We start from the raw sequence: 22,000 nt of genomic DNA, 5'->3' as shown, positions 1-22,000 counted from the left end.
GGAAGGTTAATGAATAATGAGTTCAATCAATATTGCATTAGACGGTCCAGCAGCTGCAGGAAAAAGTACCATTGCTAAGCAAGTTGCTAGCCGTTTAACTATGATATATGTTGATACAGGAGCAATGTATCGTGCCATAACATATAAATACTTACAAAATGGCAAACCGAGTAATTTTGACGAGTTAATTCAAAGTACTGAGTTAGAATTAACTTATGATAAAGAAAAAGGACAAAGAATTATTTTAGATGGGAAAGATGTGACTGATTATTTGAGAGAAAATGACGTCACTAATCATGTTTCTTACGTTGCTTCAAAAGAACCTGTTCGTTCATTTGCAGTACAAATTCAAAAAGATTTAGCAGCCAAAAAAGGGATTGTTATGGATGGAAGAGATATAGGTACGGTTGTATTGCCTAATGCTGAACTTAAAGTTTACATGATTGCTTCCGTTGAAGAGAGAGCAGAACGTCGTCAAAAGGAAAATGAATTACGTGGTATTGAATCTAATCTAGAGCAATTAAAACAAGAAATTGAAGATCGTGATAACTACGACATGAATAGAGAGATTTCACCATTAAAGAAAGCTGACGATGCAATCACATTAGATACAACTGGAAAGTCTATTGAAGTAGTAACTAACGAAATTTTATCTATGGTAGATCATCTTAAATAAGTATAAGTTATTAAAGACTATAATTGATGTACCACTTGGTATATGATTATAGTCTTTTTATTAAGCATATCAGTTTAACTAAGTATTAATGTTCTATATAATTAACTTGGAAAATAAGATTTGCATCCGTGAATAGTTACAAACTATATTTTTTCAAATTAATAATTTAACATATCTTAATAAGTAGATATCATTGAAATAATATTAAGGAATTGATGGATGCATTTAAAAGATTTAAATCATAATCTAAGCCATAATATTAAATGAAGTGGTTGGCTTATGACTGACAGTCAACTTTCTTAAGTGATTAACTTGAATAAGAAAGTATATTTAAAGTAGAATTTCTTGACAATTCTGTCAGTTTATAAGATGTTATAATTATGTAGTGTATAAGGAGGCAAACAAGATGACTGAAGAATTCAATGAATCAATGATTAATGATATTAAAGAAGGTGACAAAGTCACTGGTGAGGTTCAACAAGTTGAAGATAAACAAGTTGTTGTGCACATCAACGGTGGTAAATTTAATGGTATCATCCCAATCAGCCAACTTTCTACTCACCACATCGAAAATCCAAGTGAAGTAGTTAAAGTCGGTGATGAGGTTGAAGCTTATGTCACTAAAATTGAGTTCGATGAAGAAAACGACTCAGGCGCGTATATTTTATCTAAGAGACAGCTTGAAACTGAAAAATCATATGAATACTTACAAGAAAAACTTGATAATGATGAAGTGATTGAAGCTGAAGTTACTGAAGTAGTAAAAGGTGGATTAGTCGTAGATGTTGGTCAAAGAGGATTCGTACCAGCTTCACTAATTTCAACTGATTTCATTGAAGATTTCTCTGTATTTGATGGACAAACTATCCGCATTAAAGTGGAAGAGTTAGATCCTGAAAACAATAGAGTCATTTTAAGCCGTAAAGCTGTAGAACAAGCTGAAAATGATGTTAAAAAAGCATCATTATTAGATTCATTAAGCGAAGGTGACGTTATTGACGGTAAAGTAGCTCGCTTAACTAACTTTGGTGCTTTCATTGATATCGGTGGTGTAGATGGTTTAGTTCACGTTTCAGAACTATCACACGAACATGTTGAATCACCTGAACAAGTTGTATCTGTAGGTGATAATGTAAAAGTCAAAGTCAAATCAGTCGAAAAAGATTCTGAGCGTATCTCATTATCAATTAAAGACACTTTACCAACACCTTTCGAAAATATCAAAGGTAAATTCCACGAAGATGACGTTATTGAAGGTACAGTTGTACGTTTAGCTAACTTCGGTGCATTTGTAGAAATTGCTCCTGCCGTACAAGGTTTAGTTCATATTTCTGAAATCGACCATAAACATATTGGTTCACCTAGTGAAAAATTAGAACCTGGTCAACAAGTTAACGTTAAAATCTTAGGAATAGATGAAGAAAATGAAAGAATTTCTTTATCAATTAAAGCTACATTACCTAAAGAAGATGTTATCGAAAGTGATGAATCTACAACACAATCTTATTTAGAAAATGATAATGATGAAGATAACCCAACTTTAGGGGATGTTTTCGGAGATAAATTTAAAGACCTTAAATTTTAATATTATCGATTAATTTTCTTGTATATTTTATATTATAAACTCCAATTAAGTCTTAGAACTTTAAGTAGTTCTTAGAACATTAATTGGAGTTTTATTTTTCTATGAAAATTGTAAAAAGCCCTTTATACATGACGATAAACATCTAATGAAGTTTTGAATAAGCGCATTCATGTGATAAAATTATAGAGATTAAGAAAGAGAGGAAGTTACCTTATGACTAAACCGATAGTTGCAATTGTAGGCAAACCTAATGTTGGTAAATCTACAATTTTTAATAGAGTAGTGGGCGAACGTGTATCGATTGTTGAAGATACCCCAGGCGTAACACGTGACCGTATCTATTCTTCTGGTGAATGGTTAACTCATGCATTTAATATCATTGATACGGGTGGTATTGAAATTGGGGATGCACCTTTCCAAACTCAAATACGTGCACAAGCAGAAATTGCTATCGATGAAGCAGATGTTATCATTTTCATGGTAAATGTAAGAGAAGGACTTACACAAAGTGATGAAATGGTTGCACAAATGTTATATAAATCTAAGAAACCTGTTGTATTAGCAGTAAATAAAGTAGATAATCCTGAAATGCGTAATGATATTTATGATTTCTATTCATTAGGTTTTGGGGATCCTTATCCAATATCTGGGTCACATGGCTTAGGACTTGGGGATTTACTTGATGCCGTAGTTGAGAACTTTGGTGAAGAAACCGAAGATCCTTATGATGAAGATACAATTAGACTTTCTATTATAGGTAGACCAAATGTTGGTAAATCTAGTCTAGTTAATGCAATTCTAGGGGAAGAGCGTGTTATTGTTTCAAATGTTGCAGGTACAACTAGAGATGCTGTGGATACTGAATATTCATATGAAGGACAGGATTATGTTCTTATAGATACTGCAGGTATGCGTAAAAAGGGGAAAGTCTATGAATCCACTGAAAAGTATTCAGTATTACGCGCTTTAAAAGCAATCGAACGTTCAAATGTCGTACTTGTCGTCATCGATGCTGAACAAGGTATTATTGAACAAGATAAACGTGTAGCTGGATATGCTCATGAAGAAGGTAAAGCTATTGTTATTGTTGTAAATAAATGGGACACCGTTGAAAAAGATAGCAAAACAATGAAAAAGTTCACTGAAGATGTTAGAAATGAATTTCAATTCTTGGATTATGCTCAAATTGCATTTGTATCAGCTAAAGAGAGCTTACGTTTAAGAACACTTTTCCCATACATAACTGAGGCAAGTGAAAATCATAAAAAACGTGTTCAAAGCTCAACACTTAATGAAGTCGTAACGGATGCAATTTCAATGAATCCAACACCAACAGACAAAGGGCGAAGATTAAATGTATTCTATACAACACAAGTTGCAATAGAACCACCTACCTTTGTAGTTTTTGTTAATGATGTAGAATTAATGCACTTCTCATATAAACGTTATCTAGAGAATCAAATTAGAAATGCGTTTGGTTTCGAAGGAACGCCAATCCATATTATTCCTAGAAAGAGAAATTAATTAAAAAAGGGGATTTAATTATGACAAAAATAACAGTTTTTGGCATGGGTAGTTTCGGTACTGCACTTGCTAATGTTTTAGCCCAAAATGGTCACGACGTATTAATGTGGGGAAAAAACAACGATAGTGTTAACGAATTAAATACGCACCATATGAATAAAAATTATTTAAAAGATGCCAAATTAGATGAAACGATTCAAGCAACAACTCAACTTGAAGAAGCAACACAGCATGCAGATGTTTATCTAATGGCTCTACCTACGAAAGCAATGAGAGAAGTAGCTACTAATATTGATAAACTGCTTACTTCTAAAAAAACATTTATACATGTTGCTAAGGGAATTGAAAATGGTACATTTAAACGTGTGTCTGAAATGATAGATGATTCTATTTCATCAGAACACAATGCGGGTATTGGTGTTCTTTCAGGTCCAAGTCATGCAGAAGAAGTAGTTATTAAACAACCCACTACTGTAGCAGCATCTTCTAAGGATGAGAAAATCAGTGCTTTAATCCAAGATCTATTTATGAATGATTATTTACGTGTTTATACTAATAATGACTTGGTGGGTGTTGAACTTGGAGGCGCACTCAAAAATATTATAGCCGTTGCTAGCGGTATTGTAGCGGGTATGGGCTTTGGTGATAATGCTAAAGCTGCGCTAATGACGCGCGGTTTAGCAGAAATTAGTCGTCTAGGAGAAAAATTAGGTGCTGATCCAATGACTTTCTTAGGATTAGGAGGTATTGGTGATTTGATCGTGACATGTACCTCAACACATTCAAGAAACTATACGCTTGGCTTTAAATTAGGACAAGGTAAAACAATGGATGAAGCTTTACAAGAAATGAAAATGGTAGTTGAAGGTGTTTATACGACTAAATCTGTTTATCATTTAGCTAAAAAAGAACATGTAGATATGCCTATTACAAGTGCATTATATCGTGTACTATTTGAAGATGTACCTGTTAATGAAAGCGTTAAAGAGCTTATGGGTAGAGGTAAAAAAGCTGAATGACAAGTGTATAATTACACTTTTAGAAGGAATATTCAAAAAATTCATCATGAAACGCGTAAAATCAATGTTTCTAACGCATAAATCGTTGCGATGACAGTAATCAGTGTGTTAAAGTCTAAACATAATGATATTTAATATATCATTATAAAACCTCAGGAGGTGAATTCATAATGAATAAGACAGATTTAATCAATGCAGTTGCAGAACAAGCAGACTTAACTAAAAAAGAAGCTGGTTCAGCAGTTGACGCTGTATTCGAATCAATCCAAAAATCACTTGCTAAAGGTGAAAAAGTACAATTAATCGGTTTCGGTAACTTCGAAGTACGTGAACGTGCTGCTCGTAAAGGTCGTAACCCTCAAACAGGTAAAGAAATTGACATTCCTGCAAGTAAAGTACCAGCATTCAAGGCTGGTAAAGCATTAAAAGATGCTGTTAAATAATTTTACTTACAAAAAGCCCCACAGGGGCTTTTTTTATTTTTTAGAACACCTTTTTTTATTAATAAATAAATAGGTGTTCTTATGCATTAGTCAAAGACTAAGGCGTTCATTTTACAACTGTGTTGTTATTAGTTGGTTTTATGCATTAGTCGAAGACTAATGTATTCCTTATATTATTTAATAGTAGGTATTCTTTTTTACATACTTAATTTTCTTTTTAAATAAAATAAATTGACTAAATAGGAGTGGGGTAATGAAGCTAACAGAGGAATTAGTTTTTTATTCTACTCCCATTTTTTTACATATATAACATTAAGAGTAATATTTACATCAACACTTTTAAACAAATGGAGTTTTACATAAAAGAACAACTCCTATAGATTTTAATTTCATACATATAATGTTAATATTATTATGATAATATCGTGAGGTGTGAACATGGAAACGACAATAAGCAAACTAAATAAACAAATAGAACAAAGGCTTAAAGGTATAAACGATTACGAATCGATTCATATTAATTCTTCATTAGGAAATTTACTTGATTCATATTCTATTCCTGAAAAAGCTAAGCTTGCTTGCCTCACTATTGACACTTCAATGAGTCATCTAGATGATATTGCTAAGAATAACTTATCTAAAAATGGAATTTTAATTGGAGATTTGCTAAGTGCTCATTATTATACGTTATTAGCAGAAATTAATGATCTTTCTTATCAATTATCAATGAGTGAAGCTATTGTAAAAGTAAACGAATTAAAATCTTCACTTCATCAGCAAACATTGTCAGAATACGAGATAAGTGAAGCTATCATTGATATTGAAGTACTTTTCCCTTATATTACGCTTGCTCATTTTGGAAAGAAAGTTGATAAGTACGCTTTATTCTATGAATTAACTAAAAATGATGATGGCTATTATCCTTCATATTTAAATCAATATGATGAACAAGCAATCGACCAATATTTCAATACAATTAATCAAAGCTATATAAAAAGAAGAGGTAATTAACATGGGTGAAAATCAAGCAAAAAAAGAACAAGTACATACAGTATTCCAAAATATTTCTCAAAAATATGATCGATTAAATAATATTATTAGCTTTGAACAACACAAAGTTTGGAGAAAACACGTGATGAAACACATGCGTGTTAAAGAAGGTAGTCAAGCATTAGATGTTTGTTGTGGTACTGCTGACTGGACAATCGCATTAAGTAAAGCAGTCGGCAACAAGGGACATGTGACTGGATTAGATTTTAGCGAGAACATGCTAGAAGTTGGAAAAGAAAAAACATCTTCATTAAACAATGTGAAACTTGTTCATGGTGATGCTATGAACTTACCATTTGATGATAATACATTTGATTATGTGACAGTTGGATTTGGACTTAGAAATGTACCAGATTATCTTGTTGCATTACAAGAAATGCACCGTGTACTAAAACCAGGTGGTATGGTAGTATGCCTTGAAACAAGTCAACCTACTTTACCATTATTCAAACAAGTTTATAGCCTATACTTCAAGTTTGTGATGCCTATATTCGGTAAAATGTTCGCTAAGTCTAAAGAAGAGTATGAATGGTTACAGCAATCAACATTTAATTTTCCTGATAAGCAAACGTTAAAACGTTTATTCTTTGAAGCAGGATTTAATGATATAACAGTACGTAGCTTCACAGGTGGCGTTGCTGCAATGCACCTTGGCTATAAAGAAAAAGATTCTACCAAAGGTGATTAACGTGGCAAAGTTAAACATTAATAATGAAATAAAAAAAGTTGAAGAACGTTTGGAACGTGCGATTCAAAGTACGGATCAAACTCTAGAAGAGGCTTCTTTCCACTTATTATCTTCAGGTGGTAAAAGAGTACGTCCTGTTTTTGTAATTTTAAGCAGTCAGTTTGGCACAAGTGAAGGTACTTCAGAAGATACCTATCGTGTGGCTGTAGCACTAGAACTCATTCATATGGCTACACTCGTCCATGATGATGTTATTGATAAGAGTGACAAGCGTCGAGGACGTCCCACAATTTCTAAAAAATGGGATCAAACCACTGCTATATTAACAGGAAACTTCCTACTTGCATTAGGTCTTCAACATCTATCTGAGATTAAAGATGCTCGCGTTCACTCTATTATTTCTAACTCTATTGTAGACGTATGTAGGGGAGAGTTATTTCAATTTCAAGATCAATTTAATAGCGAACAAAATATTACAAATTATTTGCGTCGTATTAATCGTAAAACTGCTTTACTGATTCAATTAGCTACTGAAGTAGGTGCAATTACTTCTGGTGCTTCTAAAGAAACTATACGCAAATTGAAACTTATTGGTCATTATATTGGAATGAGTTTCCAAATCATTGATGATGTTTTGGATTTCACAAGCTCAGAAAAGAAATTGGGCAAACCTGTAGGTAGCGATTTGATGAACGGTCATATTACTTTGCCAGTACTTTTAGAAATGAGAAAGAATAAGGATTTCAAACAAAAAATCACTAACTTAAATGCTCAAAGTCCTCAATCTGATTTCGATACATGTATTCAAACTATTCGAAAATCCGATAACATTGAAGAATCTAAAGCAATAAGTGAGAAGTATTTAAATAAAGCAATTGCTTTAATTGAGGAATTAGAAGAGGGACCTAATAAAACTTTATTTAAAAAACTCATTAAAAAAATGGGCAGTAGAAATAAGTAAGTTCTGTGAAAAGTATTGAAAGCGCTTCACTATCCTGTTACTATGAAATGGTGGCAGGATAAAAGCTTATCTTGTTCGATAGGAAATAAGCCTATACATATTTCGGTAAATGAATGAAACACAACTTACGGGGGGACACGCAAAGTGGAACGTACATTTTTAATGATCAAACCAGATGCAGTACAAAGAAATTTAATTGGAGAAATTATTTCAAGAATTGAAAACAAAGGGTTAAAACTTATTGGTGGTAAATTGATGCAAGTACCTACTGAATTAGCTGAGAAACATTACAGCGAACATGAAGGTAAACCTTTCTATGAAAAATTAATTTCATTTATAACTTCAGCTCCTGTTTTTGCGATGGTTGTAGAAGGAGAAGATGCTGTCGCAGTATCTCGTCACATTATCGGTAGTACTAATCCTTCTGAAGCCGCACCTGGTACGATTAGAGGCGATCTTGGTTTAACAGTTGGAAGAAACATTATTCATGGTTCTGACTCTGTAGAATCAGCGCAACGTGAAATTAGTTTATGGTTTAATAGCAATGAAATTGCTGATTATACATCACCAAGAGAAGACTGGTTATACGAATAAAAAATATAAATAAATGAATTTCATTTTATCCACTAAGAACCGATTTAGCGAAAGTTAAATCGGTTCTCTTTATTTTCACCAATGAAGTTACATGACGCTAAAGTTCAAGACTTATGTTGTGTGTATGAATATGATAATATATTAAACATATTACAATTTAATGCATTAAAGAAGAGAAAGGAGTGTGCGCTCATGAGATACCTCACTTCAGGTGAATCACATGGTCCACAACTTACAGTCATCATTGAAGGTGTACCAGCTAATTTAGAAATTAAAGCTGAAGATATTAATAAGGAAATGTTTAAACGTCAAGGCGGATATGGTCGAGGACGTCGTATGCAAATCGAGAAGGATGCAATTGAAATTGTTTCTGGAGTAAGAAATGGTTATACGCTTGGGAGTCCAATTACTTTAGTCGTGACTAACGATGACTTTACGCATTGGAGAAAAATTATGGGCGTAGCACCAATAAGCGATGAAGAAAGAGAAAACATGAAGCGTACCATTACAAAACCTAGACCTGGACATGCTGATTTGGTTGGAGGAATGAAATATAATCATCGTGATTTAAGAAATGTATTAGAGCGTTCATCTGCTAGAGAAACCGCAGCACGCGTCGCTGTAGGGGCTGTCTCTAAAATACTCTTAGAACAACTAGATATTCATATGTACAGTCGTGTGGTTGAAATAGGTGGCGTTAAAGATGAAGGCCTTTATGATACTGAAACTTTCAAAGCCAATATTGACAAAAACGATGTACGTGTAATTAATGAAGATATCGCACAACAAATGCGTGATAAAATTGATGAAGCAAAAAAAGAAGGCGACTCAATTGGTGGTGTAGTTCAAGTTATGGCAGAGAATATGCCTGTTGGCGTAGGGAGTTATGTTCACTATGATCGTAAATTAGATGGTCGCATCGCGCAAGGCGTTGTAAGTATTAATGCTTTTAAAGGTGTTAGTTTTGGCGAAGGATTTAAAGCCGCTGAAAAACCAGGTAGTGAGATTCAAGATGAAATTCATTACGATAGCGATAGCGGTTATTATAGAGCTACGAATCACCTTGGAGGATTTGAGGGTGGTATGAGTAATGGGATGCCAATCATTGTACATGGAGTAATGAAACCTATTCCAACACTCTATAAACCTTTAAACTCAGTAGATATCAATACTAAAGAGGACTTCAAAGCGACGATTGAACGTTCTGATAGTTGCGCGGTTCCTGCTGCAAGTGTGGTATGTGAACATGTTGTAGCTTTTGAATTGGCAAAAGCATTACTGGAAGAATTCCAATCTAATCACATCGATCAATTAAAATCACAAATCGAAGAACGTCGTCAGTTAAACATTGAATTTTAAATACACCATCCTTAAGAGGTGATAAGATGAAACTTGAAACAACTTATGAAAATAACAACTATCCAATTATTGTGGAGCACGATGCAATTGAATACTTGGATTCTTTTACCAAAGATTATGACAAAGTATTCTTCATTATTGACGCTAATGTGTATTACCAATTTTCAGAGAAAATAGATACCTTAACTAAAAAGCATCATGCGCAGAAAATTATCATTCCTGCTGGCGAACAAACTAAAACATTTGGCCAATACAATCAAACAATGGAATCATTATTAAGTCATCAATTAACACGACAAACATGTATTATCGCTTTAGGTGGAGGGGCAACGGGTGATTTCGCCGGCTTCATTGCTGCAACTCTATTAAGAGGTGTAGGATTTATCCAAGTTCCTACTACGATTCTCGCACATGATTCAAGTGTTGGCGGAAAAGTAGGTATTAATTCAAAGCATGGTAAAAATCTTATCGGTGCCTTTTATCGACCTAAAGCTGTCATCTATGATTTAAATTTCTTAGAAACGCTACCTTATACTGAAGTTTTGAGTGGTTATGCTGAGGTCTATAAACATGCATTATTGAATGGTAAGGAAGCTACGCAAAATATAGAGGCACATTTTAGTTCTGATAAACAGTTAAAATCTTTAGATCAACTAGACTATTACTTATTTAAAGGCATAGAAACGAAATTGCACATCGTTGTTGAAGACGAAAAAGAAAAAGGTATGAGAAAATTTCTTAACTTAGGTCACACTTTTGGTCATGCTGTGGAATATGAACATAAAATACCACATGGTCATGCAGTAATGATAGGCATACTCTATCAATTTATTGTAGCTAATCAAATGTTGCATACCGAATATGATATTCAACATTTCATTAATTATCTCCAATGTTTAAATTATCCTTTAGAGATTATCCCTAAGCTTAATTTTGAAGACACATATCAATTTATGTTACTTGATAAGAAAAATAACAGTGAAGGTATTCAAATGGTCTTACTTCAAGATTGGGGTAGTCCTATTGTACTTCATGTTGATAAAACGAGACATCTTAAAGCATTTAATCAATTACAGTCATATTTTAGGTAGGTGATAAACATGACTAATAGTGAAGTTATCGACATCAATGGCCCTTTAAAGGGTGAAATAGAAGTTCCGGGAGACAAGTCCATGACACACCGAGCAATCATGCTTGCATCTCTAGCGACAGGTCAAACTACAATTTATAAGCCTTTACTTGGAGAAGATTGTCGCCGTACTATGGAAATATTTGAGTTATTAGGTGTTAAAATAACTGAACATGAAGAGACAATCATTATTGACTCACCTGGTTATCAACAATTTAAGACACCACACCAAGTGTTGTATACGGGGAATTCTGGAACAACAACACGTTTATTAGCGGGACTACTTAGTGGTTTAGGAATTGAAAGTGTACTATCTGGTGATGTTTCTATTGGTAAAAGACCTATGGATCGTGTCCTAAAGCCATTGTTACAAATGAATGCTCATATTTCAGGTATTGAAGGAAATTATACCCCTTTAATTATTAAGCCATCTATTATTAAAGGTATAGAATATCAAATGGAGGTTGCTAGTGCTCAAGTAAAAAGTGCAATTTTATTTGCGAGTATCTTTTCAGAGGAAGCAACAACCGTCACTGAAATTGATGTGAGTAGAAATCATACAGAGACAATGTTTGAACATTTTAATATTCCAATAGAGATTGAGGGTAAGACGATTCGAACTTCACCTCATGCAATTCAACACATCAAAGCACAGGATTTCCATGTGCCTGGAGATATTTCGTCAGCAGCGTTCTTTATTGTAGCCGCGCTAATTACACCTGGAAGCGATATTACAATTCATAATGTTGGCATTAACCCGACACGTTCAGGTATCATAGACATCGTTGAACTTATGGGGGGTAATATTGAATTAAACAACGTGACTCACGACGCTGAACCTACAGCTTCTATTCGAGTTAAATACACCCCAACTTTAAAGCCAATTACTATTGAAGGTGATATAGTACCTAAAGCGATTGACGAACTTCCTGTGGTCGCATTATTATGCACTCAAGCTTCAGGTACTTGTATTATCAAAGATGCAGAAGAATTAAAGGTAAAAGAAACGAATCGAATAGATACAACTGCTGATATGCTCAATATGCTAGGTTTCAGCCTACAACCAACAAACGATGGATTGATTATACATCCTTCCGAATTTAAAGCGAGTGCGACAGTAGATAGTCAAACGGATCATCGTATAGGTATGATGTTAGCTGTAGCTTCGTTACTAAGTTCTGAACCTTTAACAATAGAGCAATTTGACGCAGTTAATGTATCTTTCCCAGGTTTCTTACCAAAATTAAAGCTTTTAGAAAATGAGGGAAAATAAATTATGGAAGATATCTATAAATTAATAGACGATATCAATCTACAAAAATTAGAGAATTTAGACTCTCGTGTAAACGAAGCATTAAGTTCAAATAACGATGACGCGTTATTTATCTTAGGCGAAACATTATATAATTTCGGTTTAACACCTCAAGGTTTAGAAGTGTTTAGAACGTTATATCATAAATATCCTGATGAAAGTGAATTACTTATTTACTTTATTGAAGGATTAATGTCTGAGAATCAAACTGATGAAGCATTAGAATATTTAGCTGAAGTTGAAACATCAACTGAAAAGTTAATGCTAGAAGCTGATTTATATCAACAAATTAATATGTTGGAAGTTGCCATTGATAAGCTTCAAGAAGCGTTAGAAATTGAACCTAACGACCCAATTATACATTTCGCTTTAGCTGAATTACTATACTTTGATGGACAATATTTACGCGCTACAACTGAGTATGAGACAGTACTAGAGACAGGCGAATACCAAGTGAATGGCGTTAATTTATTTTCAAGAATGGCCGACTGTAGTTTACAAAGTGGTAACTATACAGATTCTATTGGATTATTTGATGAAATTAGTGAAGATGAAATGAACTCTGAGGATTATTTCAAAAAGGCTATTGCTTATGAAAAGAACGATTTAACGCAAGAAGCGATAAAAATCATGAAAACATTATTGTCTAAAGATCCTGACTTTATTCAAGGTTATTTCTACTTACAATCATTATATGAAAATGAAAAGAACTACCCAGATGCGATTGAAACAGGTAAAGAAGGGCTTAGACTAAGTCAGTTCTACAAAGAGCTTATGGTGTCTACAGGTAGCTTAGAAATAGAGCATGGCGATGCGAATGAAGGTGTTGAATTATTAAAACAAGCACTTGAAGTCGACAATGCCTATCATGAACCATTGCTAATATTAAGTGACTTATACCGAAATGAAGAAGATTATGAAGCAATTATTCAACTTCTTACCTTTGTAGATGAGGAAGACTTAGACCCTGTGTTTATGTGGCATTTAGCATATGCTTATGGTCATGAAGAACGCGATAAAGAAGCTCAACATTTCTTCGAATTAGCATACCCGACTTTAAACACACAGTCTGAATTTTTAAGCGATTATTATTTCTATCTATTAGAAATTGGACATAAAGACAAAGCAAAATCAATTTTAGATAAATTATTAGAAATTGATCCTAGTAATGAAACTTGGCATGATGAAGCTATGAGAATCCAATCTTAAGTGGGTGAATACTAATGAATGAATCGCTCATACGAATGAAACAAAGCTTTTTAGAGTATTTACTATTTCAATACCGTTTCAAATCACGCATTACCGTTTGGGTACTTAATTACTTAAAAGCAAATCATGACAAACTGAACCTTGTTCATTTCGTAAGTGGAAAAATTAAACAACATCATACTTTAGAAATTGCAGAAGTAAACGCACATGCTTCTGCAATTCAATTTACTAAAGACGATCAAACATACATTAACACGAATGAAATCTTTGAATATATCGCTAATAATACAATTCGTCTAGATATTCAAATACATTTTGCGGATAATCATAAGTATGAACCTCGCTACGACGATTTAATCTTGGCACAATTGATTCATTCACCAAGTTACTCCGCATACGTACAAGATTTATATGCGATTTCAATGAATCAAAGAAAGCAATCTTCTTTGATTGAAAATTTACAAGAAAATATTGATTTAAGTTTACAAATGAATGAACCTGAAAGATTTTATCAACTTACACAAATTTTAAATGCATTGAAAATGAAAGACGTTGATGCTATACACGAGGAAGAACAATGAGTGACTATAAATGGATATGGGAAATGACTCTTTATAGGAAATGGGTGCTTATTTTCTTACTTATATGTAATGTGGCAGGAACGATATATGGCTATGATTGGTATAGTGGACAACTTTATATTACTCCACGTTATTTTAAACCATTTGTACCTGATAGCCCCACAGCATCACTTTTTCTAAGTTTATCTATCATGCTCATGTTGTTTAACAAACGTTCCGCAATTTTAAATGCTCTAGCCTTTGTAACTTTAATTAAGTATGTTGTGTGGGCAGTTATCATGAATATTCTTATGTTTGTTGAGCAGGGTGAAGTGACAATTAACGGTATTATGTTAATTGTATCCCACGGTATTATGGCCGTTGAAGCTATCTATTTTTATCCACGCTTTAAAGTAACAATGACTGGGTTCTTAGTCGCTTTAATATGGGTATTGATTAATGACATAATCGATTATGGTTTCGGTCAATTTCCTTATTATGACTTTATTGCTTCACATACATTTCAAATCGGAGTATTATCAGTATGTCTGAGTATAAGCGCCTTAATTTTATACTTAGTTTTACAACGTTTTATGAAAGTTAAAACATTTGATTAAACACTATTTTGTCAGTAAAATAATACTAGAGGAGAGTGAGTTTAATGTCTTTAATATCTATGATTATATATTTCGTAATATTAATGGTCATCCCAATGTGGGCTCAACATAAAGTTAAATCTAATTATGAAAAGTATTCACAAGTGAGATCCACTAGTGGTAAAACAGGTAGAGAAGTTGCTGAAGAAATACTACATGCAAATGGTATTTACGATGTTGATGTCGTTAAAGGTGACGGATTCTTAACAGACCACTATGACCCTAGTAAAAAAGTTGTTTGTTTATCTCCTGCAAACTACGATAGACCTTCAGTTGCTGGTACAGCAATTGCAGCCCATGAAGTTGGGCACGCAATTCAACACCAACAAGGTTATGCACCATTAAGATTTAGAAGTGCACTTGTACCACTTGCTAATATCGGTAGTTCTTTAAGTTACATGGTTATCATGTTAGGTATCGTGTTAACTGCTTTCGGAAGTGCATTTGGTTCAACTGCATTATGGATTGGTGCTGGATTAATGTCACTTGCAGTATTATTCTCAATTGTGACATTACCTGTTGAGTTTAATGCTAGTTCAAGAGCAATGAAGCAAATCACTGCTTTAAATATCGTAAATGAGAAAGAATACAAACACGCTAAGAAAGTGTTATCTGCAGCAGCAATGACTTATGTTGCTTCAACAGCAGTAGCATTAGCTGAACTTGCACGTATCATTTTACTTGCAAGATCAAGCGAATAATATAATAAATACTTTTTATAAACCTGGTTAAGATTACATGTAGATGTAATACTTACCAGGTTTTTTATTTTCAACATAAATCTACAGTTTCTATTATTGCACTTGAAATGCATCAACTAACAAATTGTAATATACTATATGAGAAACGCATTAAAGGAGAATACCATAAAATGAAATCGATGGAACAAATGCAAAAAGAAGTTGACGAATATATTGGTCAATTCAAAGCAGGCTACTTCTCACCACTAGCAAATCTCGCTAGAATGACTGAAGAAGTAGGAGAGTTAGCAAGAGAAATTAATCATCATTATGGCGAAAAGAAGAAAAAAGATTCTGAAGCTGACAATACCATCAAAGCTGAATTAGGAGATAACTTATTTGTATTATTATGTATCGCTAATTCACTAGATATAGATATGACTGAAAGTTTTAATGAAACGATGGAGAAATTTAATACACGAGATAAAGATCGTTTCGAAAGAAAATAATATATAGAAAGGATGGGCACAGATGAAAATCGGTATTACTTGTTACCCGTCCATGGGCGGCTCTGGAATCATTGCAACAGAGCTTGGTATAAAGATGGCTGAACGCGGACACGACGTTCATTTTATTACCTCGAATATTCCTTTTAGAATACGTAAACCTTTACCGAATATTACTTTCCATCAAGTTGAAGTGAATCAATATGCAGTATTTCAATATCCGCCATATGATATCACATTAAGTACTAAAATATCTGACGTCATTAAAGAATACGATTTAGACGTTTTACATATGCATTACGCCGTACCACACGCGGTTTGTGGCATTTTAGCAAAGCAAATGTCCGGCAAAGATGTAAAGATCATGACTACACTTCACGGCACAGATATTACAGTGCTTGGTTATGATCATTCGCTTAAGAATGCTATTAAATTTGGTATCGAACAGAGTGACATTGTTACCAGTGTGAGTCATTCTCTTGCACAACAAACATATGAAATTATTGATACAAATAAAGAAATTGTACCTATTTATAATTTTGTTCGTGAAAATGAATTCCCAACACGACATAATGAAGAATTAAAGGATTGTTACGGCATATTACCTGAAGAGAAGGTACTCATTCATGTATCAAACTTCCGAAGAGTAAAACGTATTGATACAATCATTGAAACATTCGCCAAAGTACATGAACGAATTCCTAGTAAACTAATATTACTTGGAGACGGCCCAGAATTACTAGATATGCGCCAAAAAGCTCGCGAACTCAATGTAGAAGAGCATGTACTATTTTTAGGTAAACAAAATGATGTAAGTGCATTTTATCAACTATCAGATCTCGTGCTACTTTTAAGTGAAAAAGAAAGTTTTGGTTTAACTTTATTAGAGGCAATGAAGACGGGTGTATTACCAATTGGTACAAATGCTGGAGGTATCAAAGAGGTAATTAAGCATGAAGAGACGGGCTTTATAGTAAATATTGGTGACAGTGAACAAGCAGCGCAATATGCGATTCAGCTCTTAGAAAATCCCAATTTATATAAACAAATGCAATCAAAAATGCTTGAAGATATTCGTGATCGCTTTTCTTCAGAATTGATTACTGATCAGTATGAACATTATTATAAAAAAATGTTAGAACAAGGTGAAAATTAAGATGAGTAACGAGTTATTTGAACGTGCCAAACCAATATTAGATCATATTCAGCATCATGGATTTGAAGCATACTTCGTTGGGGGTTCAGTTCGTGATTATCTCATGGGACGAGACATCCATGATATTGATATTACTACCAGTGCAACGCCTAATGAAATTGAAGATATTTTTGAGAAGACCATTCCAATAGGTAAGGAACATGGTACTATCAATGTCGTTTATCATCATGAAAATTATGAAGTAACAACATTTCGTGCTGAAGAAGATTATGTGGATCATCGTAGACCGAGCGAAGTGCACTTCGTACGTGATTTATACCAAGACGTACAACGTCGAGATTTCACTGTAAATGCCATTGCAATGGATTCTAATTATAAAACATATGATTATTTTGAGGGTGAACGCGATTTAAAAGAACGGCTGATTCGTACAGTAGGTGAACCTCGTGAACGATTTGAAGAGGATGCGTTACGTATCATTCGAGGACTACGTTTTCAAGCTCAACTCGATTTTAAGATTGTAGACAATACATTTGATGCGATGCGCAAGCAGATTGCTGATATTCAATACCTATCTATAGAACGCATTGTTGTTGAACTAAAGAAACTCATTAAGGGTATCAATGTTGCTCAAAGTTTTAATCAAATGAAAGAGATAGATGCCTTTAAGCACATTCCATTCTTTAATTCATTTAATATGCAACGCGTTCATATCGATGAACCATTAGAATTTGAAATGTGGATCGCTATCATGCTAGCTCAGCAACCGATGACTGATACACTTAAATTACTAAAGATAAGCAATAACGAAAATTCTAATATTCACACCTTAGCGAATTTAATTAAAACATTACCACAGGTACAATCTAAGCAGGATTTAATTATTGTGATTTATGATAATGACATAAAAAATATTAAAAATGTATTAGCTACTAAGGAAACAATCAAGAAAAACAATCTTAACACACCTAATCCTTTAATCTTAAATGAACGTTCTATTGAAGAAGTATATAACCAGTTACCTATCCATCATCGAAAGGAAATGGCTATCAATGGTGGTGATATTATCCAACACCTTAATACGAAATCAGGACCGTGGTTAAAAGATGTGTTAAGACAAATAGAAGTGGCAATTATCACACAACAAATTAAGAATACTAAAGTTGAAATACTAGAATGGGTGGATGCGAATGTCAAAGTATAGTCAAGACGTAGTAAGAATGTTATATGAGAATCAACCAAATTACATCTCAGGGCAATTTATAGCTGATCAACTTAATATATCACGAGCAGGCGTTAAAAAAATTATCTATCAATTAAAAAACGATGGTTGTGACATCGAATCCGTCAATCATAAAGGTCATCAGCTCAATGCACTCCCCGATCAATGGTACAGTGGCATTGTTCAACCCATCGTAAAAGATTTTGATTCAATTGATCAGATAGAAGTTTATAACTCAGTTGATTCAACACAAACTAAAGCTAAAAAAGCATTAGTAGGCAACAAATCATCATTTTTAATTTTAAGTGATGAACAAACAGAAGGACGAGGACGCTTTAATCGCAATTGGAGTTCATCTAAGGGTAAAGGTCTGTGGATGTCTCTAGTATTAAGACCAAATGTTCCATTTGCAATGATTCCTAAATTTAATTTATTTATCGCATTGGGAATTAGGGATGCCATTCAACAATTCTCTAATGATCGTGTAGCAATTAAATGGCCTAATGATATTTACATTGGGAAAAAGAAAATTTGTGGTTTTTTAACTGAAATGGTAGCTAATTATGATGCTATAGAAGCGATTATATGTGGTATAGGTATTAATATGAATCATGTTGAGGACGACTTTAATGATGAAATACGTCACATTGCAACAAGTATGAGGTTGCATGCTGATGATAAAATAAATCGTTATGATTTTCTAAAAATACTACTCTATGAGATTAATAAACGTTATAAACAATTCTTAGAGCAACCATTTGAGACGATTCGAGAAGAATATATTGCAGCAACAAATATGTGGAATCGTCAATTAAGATTTACCGAGAATGGTCACCAATTTATAGGTGAGGCATTTGATATCGACCAAGATGGTTTCTTACTTGTGAAAGATGATGAAGGGAATTTACATCGACTAATGAGTGCAGATATAGATTTATAAACACTGAAGACAAGGAGAGAGGGCGTTATGGGAATTGCAACCTATGCAGTTGTTGATTTAGAAACAACTGGTAATCAACTAGATTATGATGAAATTATTCAAATAGGCATTACTTTCGTACGCAATCATAAAATTATTGATACTTATCATTCAATGATTCGCACTGATTTAGAAATTCCTCCATTTATTCAAGCTTTGACATCTATTGAAGAGGATATGCTCGCTCAAGCACCTTATTTCAATGAAGTTGCTGAGGATATTTACGACCAAATTAAAGATTGCATTTTCGTGGCACATAATATTTCTTTTGATCTTAATTTCATTAAAAATGCTTTCAATAACTGTGACATTCAATTCAAACCTAAGAAAGTGATGGATACACTTGAATTGTTTAAAATCGCGTTCCCAACAGATAAAAGTTACCAGTTAAGCGAGCTCGCTCAAGCACATGATATACCCTTAGACAAAGCACATCGTGCCGATGAAGATGCTACAACGACTGCAAAGTTAATGATTAAGGCCTTCAAAAAGTTTGAAAGTTTACCTTTAGATACGCAAAAGCAACTTTATTATTTAAGTAAAAATCTTAAATATGATTTATACAATATCCTTTTCGAAATGGTAAGAACAAATCAATCGAAACCCTTGGATGACCAATTTGGCCAATTCGAACAAATCATATATCGTAAACAAGTAGATTTAAAAGGTCCACAAACAAAGTTTGAAGGTTCTCTTAAAACGCTTTATAAAAAAGCTACGAAAGCTCTAAATATGACTTATCGTCCTCAACAACTTTATCTTTCAGAAATTATTCTTGATCAACTGATGCATAGTGATAAAGCAATGATTGAAGCGCCTCTAGGAAGTGGTAAGTCCCTTGCATATTTACTTGCAGCACTCATGTACAATATTGAGACTGGGCGACACGTGATGATATCTACAAATACTAAAATACTGCAGAGTCAGTTACTTGAAAAAGATATTCCCGCATTAAACGAGGCATTAAAATTTAAAATCAACGCATCTCTAATCAAAAGTAAAAATGATTACATTTCACTTGGTTTGATTAGTCAAATCTTAAAAGATGATACTAATAACTATGAAGTTAGCATTCTAAAAATGCAATTATTAATTTGGATTACAGAAACAACTACAGGTGATATCCAAGAATTAAACTTAAAAGGCGGACAGAAAATGTATTTCGATCAAAAGATTGAAACTTACGTTCCTGTACGTCATGACATCCATTACTACAATTTTATAAAACGTAACGCTCAAAATATTCAAATCGGTATTACGAATCACGCACATTTAATTCATTCGGATGCAGAAAATTCAATATATCAATTATTCGACGATTGTATCATTGATGAAGCACACCGATTACCAGATTATGCCCTAAATCAAGTCACTAATGAATTGAACTATTCTGATATTAAATATCAATTAGGCTTAATCGGTAGAAACGAAAATGAAAAACTACTCAAAGCTATAGACAAATTAGAACAACAACGTATTCTTGAGAAATTAGATATAGCACCTATTGATGTATTCGGACTTAAATCAAACATCAATGACATCCATGACTTGAATGAGCGTTTATTTACAACGATTTATGAAATTATTCAGTCATCTGAAGTCTATGACGATGAAGTTCATAAGTATCATTATGTTTACCAATTTGAGACTGATAATATATTAAAAGATTTACACGCTATCATTGATAAACTAAATAAAACGTTGGAAATTTTTAATGGCATTAGCCATAAAACAATTAAATCGATTCGTAAACAGTTACTTTATCTCAACGATAGATTTAAACAAATAGAGCAAAGTTTAAAAGATAATCATACAAGTTATATTTCAATCAAAAATCTAACTCAAAAGTCTACAATTCGTTTGCTTGTTAAAGACTTTGCAGTAAAAGATATTTTGACAACTCAAGTTCTTGATAAATTTGATTCGCTCACTTTTATTTCCGGTACGTTAACTTTCAATCATTCATTTGATAACTTTAAGAATTGGTTTAACAATCATACCGAATTTAATACATTTGAAGTATCGACATCGATGAAAGCCTCTAAAAATACGAGCGTTTTTATTCCTACTGATGTAGCTTCTTATAATTATAAGAATATTGAAGACTATGTGGCATCAATTGTGGATTATCTTGTCGAATATGTCACTATGACTCAATCAAAATGTCTCGTCTTATTTACAAGTTACAAGATGATGCATATGGTTCAAGATATGTTAAACGAATTACCACCATTTGAGGACTACGTGATACTCACTCAACAACAGAATCAAAATTATAAAATTGTTCAACAATTTAATAACTTTGAAAAATCTATCTTGTTAGGTACATCAACATTCTTTGAAGGCTTCGACTTTCAAGCTGATGGTATTAAGTGTGTCATGATAGCTAAGCTACCATTTATGAATAAACACAATACGAAATATTGGCTTATGGACACTGAATTTACGTCAACATTCAAAGATTACGTCCTTCCAGACGCTGTCACTCGCTTTAGACAAGGTTTAGGTCGATTAATACGTAATGAGGATGATAAAGGGCTTATAGTGTCGTTCGATGATCGCTTAGTCAATAGTAATTTTAAGAATTTCTTTGCTCAAACCTTGGAAAATTATCGCCAGAAAAAAGGGGATATTCAACAATTCAATAAATTACTAGGGCACATTCAGAAATCAATTAAAAAAGGAAAATAGA

At 33.3% G+C, this 22,000-nt stretch carries 21 protein-coding genes; all 21 read left to right on the top strand.

All coding sequences use genetic code 11. The features are described 5' to 3' along the window. Positions 1-16 precede the first annotated feature (16 nt). A complete protein-coding gene (gene cmk, locus CM54_RS04330) occupies positions 17-676 on the top strand; it encodes a (d)CMP kinase (protein WP_002433890.1) in 660 nt (219 codons plus the stop codon). Positions 677-1,082: 406 nt separating this feature from the next. Beyond that, positions 1,083-2,261, top strand: coding sequence for a 30S ribosomal protein S1 (gene rpsA, locus CM54_RS04325; protein ID WP_002453288.1), 1,179 nt, complete (start codon positions 1,083-1,085; stop codon positions 2,259-2,261). A gap of 213 nt (positions 2,262-2,474) precedes the next feature. Further along, positions 2,475-3,785, top strand: a complete 1,311-nt coding sequence (der, locus tag CM54_RS04320) for a ribosome biogenesis GTPase Der (RefSeq protein WP_037549185.1) — start codon at positions 2,475-2,477, stop codon at positions 3,783-3,785. 20 nt (positions 3,786-3,805) lie between these two features. Then, a complete protein-coding gene (locus tag CM54_RS04315; protein ID WP_037549184.1) occupies positions 3,806-4,804 on the top strand; it encodes an NAD(P)H-dependent glycerol-3-phosphate dehydrogenase in 999 nt (332 codons plus the stop codon). A gap of 170 nt (positions 4,805-4,974) precedes the next feature. Beyond that, positions 4,975-5,247: an HU family DNA-binding protein gene (locus CM54_RS04310; protein ID WP_002433931.1), complete on the top strand. Its 273-nt coding sequence runs from the start codon at positions 4,975-4,977 to the stop codon at positions 5,245-5,247. A gap of 438 nt (positions 5,248-5,685) precedes the next feature. After that, the gene (locus CM54_RS04305) at positions 5,686-6,258 is read left to right on the top strand and encodes a heptaprenyl pyrophosphate synthase subunit A (RefSeq protein ID WP_002433592.1); all 573 of its coding nucleotides are present in this window, start codon (positions 5,686-5,688) and stop codon (positions 6,256-6,258) included. A 1-nt stretch (position 6,259) separates the two neighbouring features. Next, positions 6,260-6,985: a demethylmenaquinone methyltransferase gene (locus tag CM54_RS04300; protein ID WP_002433785.1), complete on the top strand. Its 726-nt coding sequence runs from the start codon at positions 6,260-6,262 to the stop codon at positions 6,983-6,985. A 1-nt stretch (position 6,986) separates the two neighbouring features. Continuing rightward, a complete protein-coding gene (locus CM54_RS04295) occupies positions 6,987-7,946 on the top strand; it encodes a polyprenyl synthetase family protein (protein WP_002433857.1) in 960 nt (319 codons plus the stop codon). A 144-nt stretch (positions 7,947-8,090) separates the two neighbouring features. Further along, on the top strand, positions 8,091-8,540 hold the full coding sequence (ndk, locus tag CM54_RS04290; protein ID WP_037549180.1) for a nucleoside-diphosphate kinase: 450 nt from the start codon (positions 8,091-8,093) through the stop codon (positions 8,538-8,540). Positions 8,541-8,732: 192 nt separating this feature from the next. Further along, on the top strand, positions 8,733-9,899 hold the full coding sequence (gene aroC / locus CM54_RS04285; RefSeq protein WP_037549179.1) for a chorismate synthase: 1,167 nt from the start codon (positions 8,733-8,735) through the stop codon (positions 9,897-9,899). Positions 9,900-9,925: 26 nt separating this feature from the next. After that, a complete protein-coding gene (gene aroB, locus CM54_RS04280; protein ID WP_037549178.1) occupies positions 9,926-10,990 on the top strand; it encodes a 3-dehydroquinate synthase in 1,065 nt (354 codons plus the stop codon). Between the two features lie 9 nt (positions 10,991-10,999). Then, positions 11,000-12,301, top strand: coding sequence for a 3-phosphoshikimate 1-carboxyvinyltransferase (aroA, locus tag CM54_RS04275; protein WP_037549177.1), 1,302 nt, complete (start codon positions 11,000-11,002; stop codon positions 12,299-12,301). Positions 12,302-12,304: 3 nt separating this feature from the next. Beyond that, positions 12,305-13,549, top strand: coding sequence for a tetratricopeptide repeat protein (locus tag CM54_RS04270; protein ID WP_002433612.1), 1,245 nt, complete (start codon positions 12,305-12,307; stop codon positions 13,547-13,549). 14 nt (positions 13,550-13,563) lie between these two features. Beyond that, positions 13,564-14,130 (top strand): YpiB family protein, encoded by a 567-nt coding sequence (locus tag CM54_RS04265; RefSeq protein WP_037549175.1) that lies wholly within the window; start codon positions 13,564-13,566, stop codon positions 14,128-14,130. Continuing rightward, positions 14,127-14,726 carry a DUF1405 domain-containing protein gene (locus CM54_RS04260; protein ID WP_037549172.1) on the top strand — a complete coding sequence of 200 codons (600 nt, stop codon included), beginning with the start codon at positions 14,127-14,129 and terminating at the stop codon, positions 14,724-14,726. The genes CM54_RS04265 and CM54_RS04260 overlap by 4 nt, the downstream gene beginning before the upstream one ends. A gap of 44 nt (positions 14,727-14,770) precedes the next feature. Continuing rightward, positions 14,771-15,466 carry a zinc metallopeptidase gene (locus tag CM54_RS04255; RefSeq protein WP_002433625.1) on the top strand — a complete coding sequence of 232 codons (696 nt, stop codon included), beginning with the start codon at positions 14,771-14,773 and terminating at the stop codon, positions 15,464-15,466. Between the two features lie 170 nt (positions 15,467-15,636). Beyond that, on the top strand, positions 15,637-15,954 hold the full coding sequence (locus tag CM54_RS04250; RefSeq protein WP_002453277.1) for a nucleotide pyrophosphohydrolase: 318 nt from the start codon (positions 15,637-15,639) through the stop codon (positions 15,952-15,954). Between the two features lie 22 nt (positions 15,955-15,976). After that, entirely contained in the window at positions 15,977-17,107 is a 1,131-nt protein-coding gene (gene bshA, locus CM54_RS04245; protein WP_037549170.1) for an N-acetyl-alpha-D-glucosaminyl L-malate synthase BshA, read from the top strand. A 1-nt stretch (position 17,108) separates the two neighbouring features. Next, the gene (locus tag CM54_RS04240) at positions 17,109-18,311 is read left to right on the top strand and encodes a CCA tRNA nucleotidyltransferase (RefSeq protein ID WP_037549168.1); all 1,203 of its coding nucleotides are present in this window, start codon (positions 17,109-17,111) and stop codon (positions 18,309-18,311) included. After that, on the top strand, positions 18,298-19,269 hold the full coding sequence (locus tag CM54_RS04235; RefSeq protein WP_037549166.1) for a biotin--[acetyl-CoA-carboxylase] ligase: 972 nt from the start codon (positions 18,298-18,300) through the stop codon (positions 19,267-19,269). Before CM54_RS04240 ends, CM54_RS04235 begins: the two co-directional genes overlap by 14 nt. A 27-nt stretch (positions 19,270-19,296) precedes the next feature. Beyond that, complete coding sequence (locus CM54_RS04230) at positions 19,297-21,999, top strand: helicase C-terminal domain-containing protein (RefSeq protein WP_037549164.1); 2,703 nt, start codon at positions 19,297-19,299, stop codon at positions 21,997-21,999. The last annotated feature ends 1 nt before the right edge of the window (position 22,000 follow it).

The organism is Staphylococcus sp. TE8, from assembly GCF_000692055.1.
Classification (GTDB): domain Bacteria; phylum Bacillota; class Bacilli; order Staphylococcales; family Staphylococcaceae; genus Staphylococcus; species Staphylococcus capitis.
Note: the sequence above shows the minus strand (reverse complement) of the source record. Positions and strands in the feature narration are given on the sequence as shown.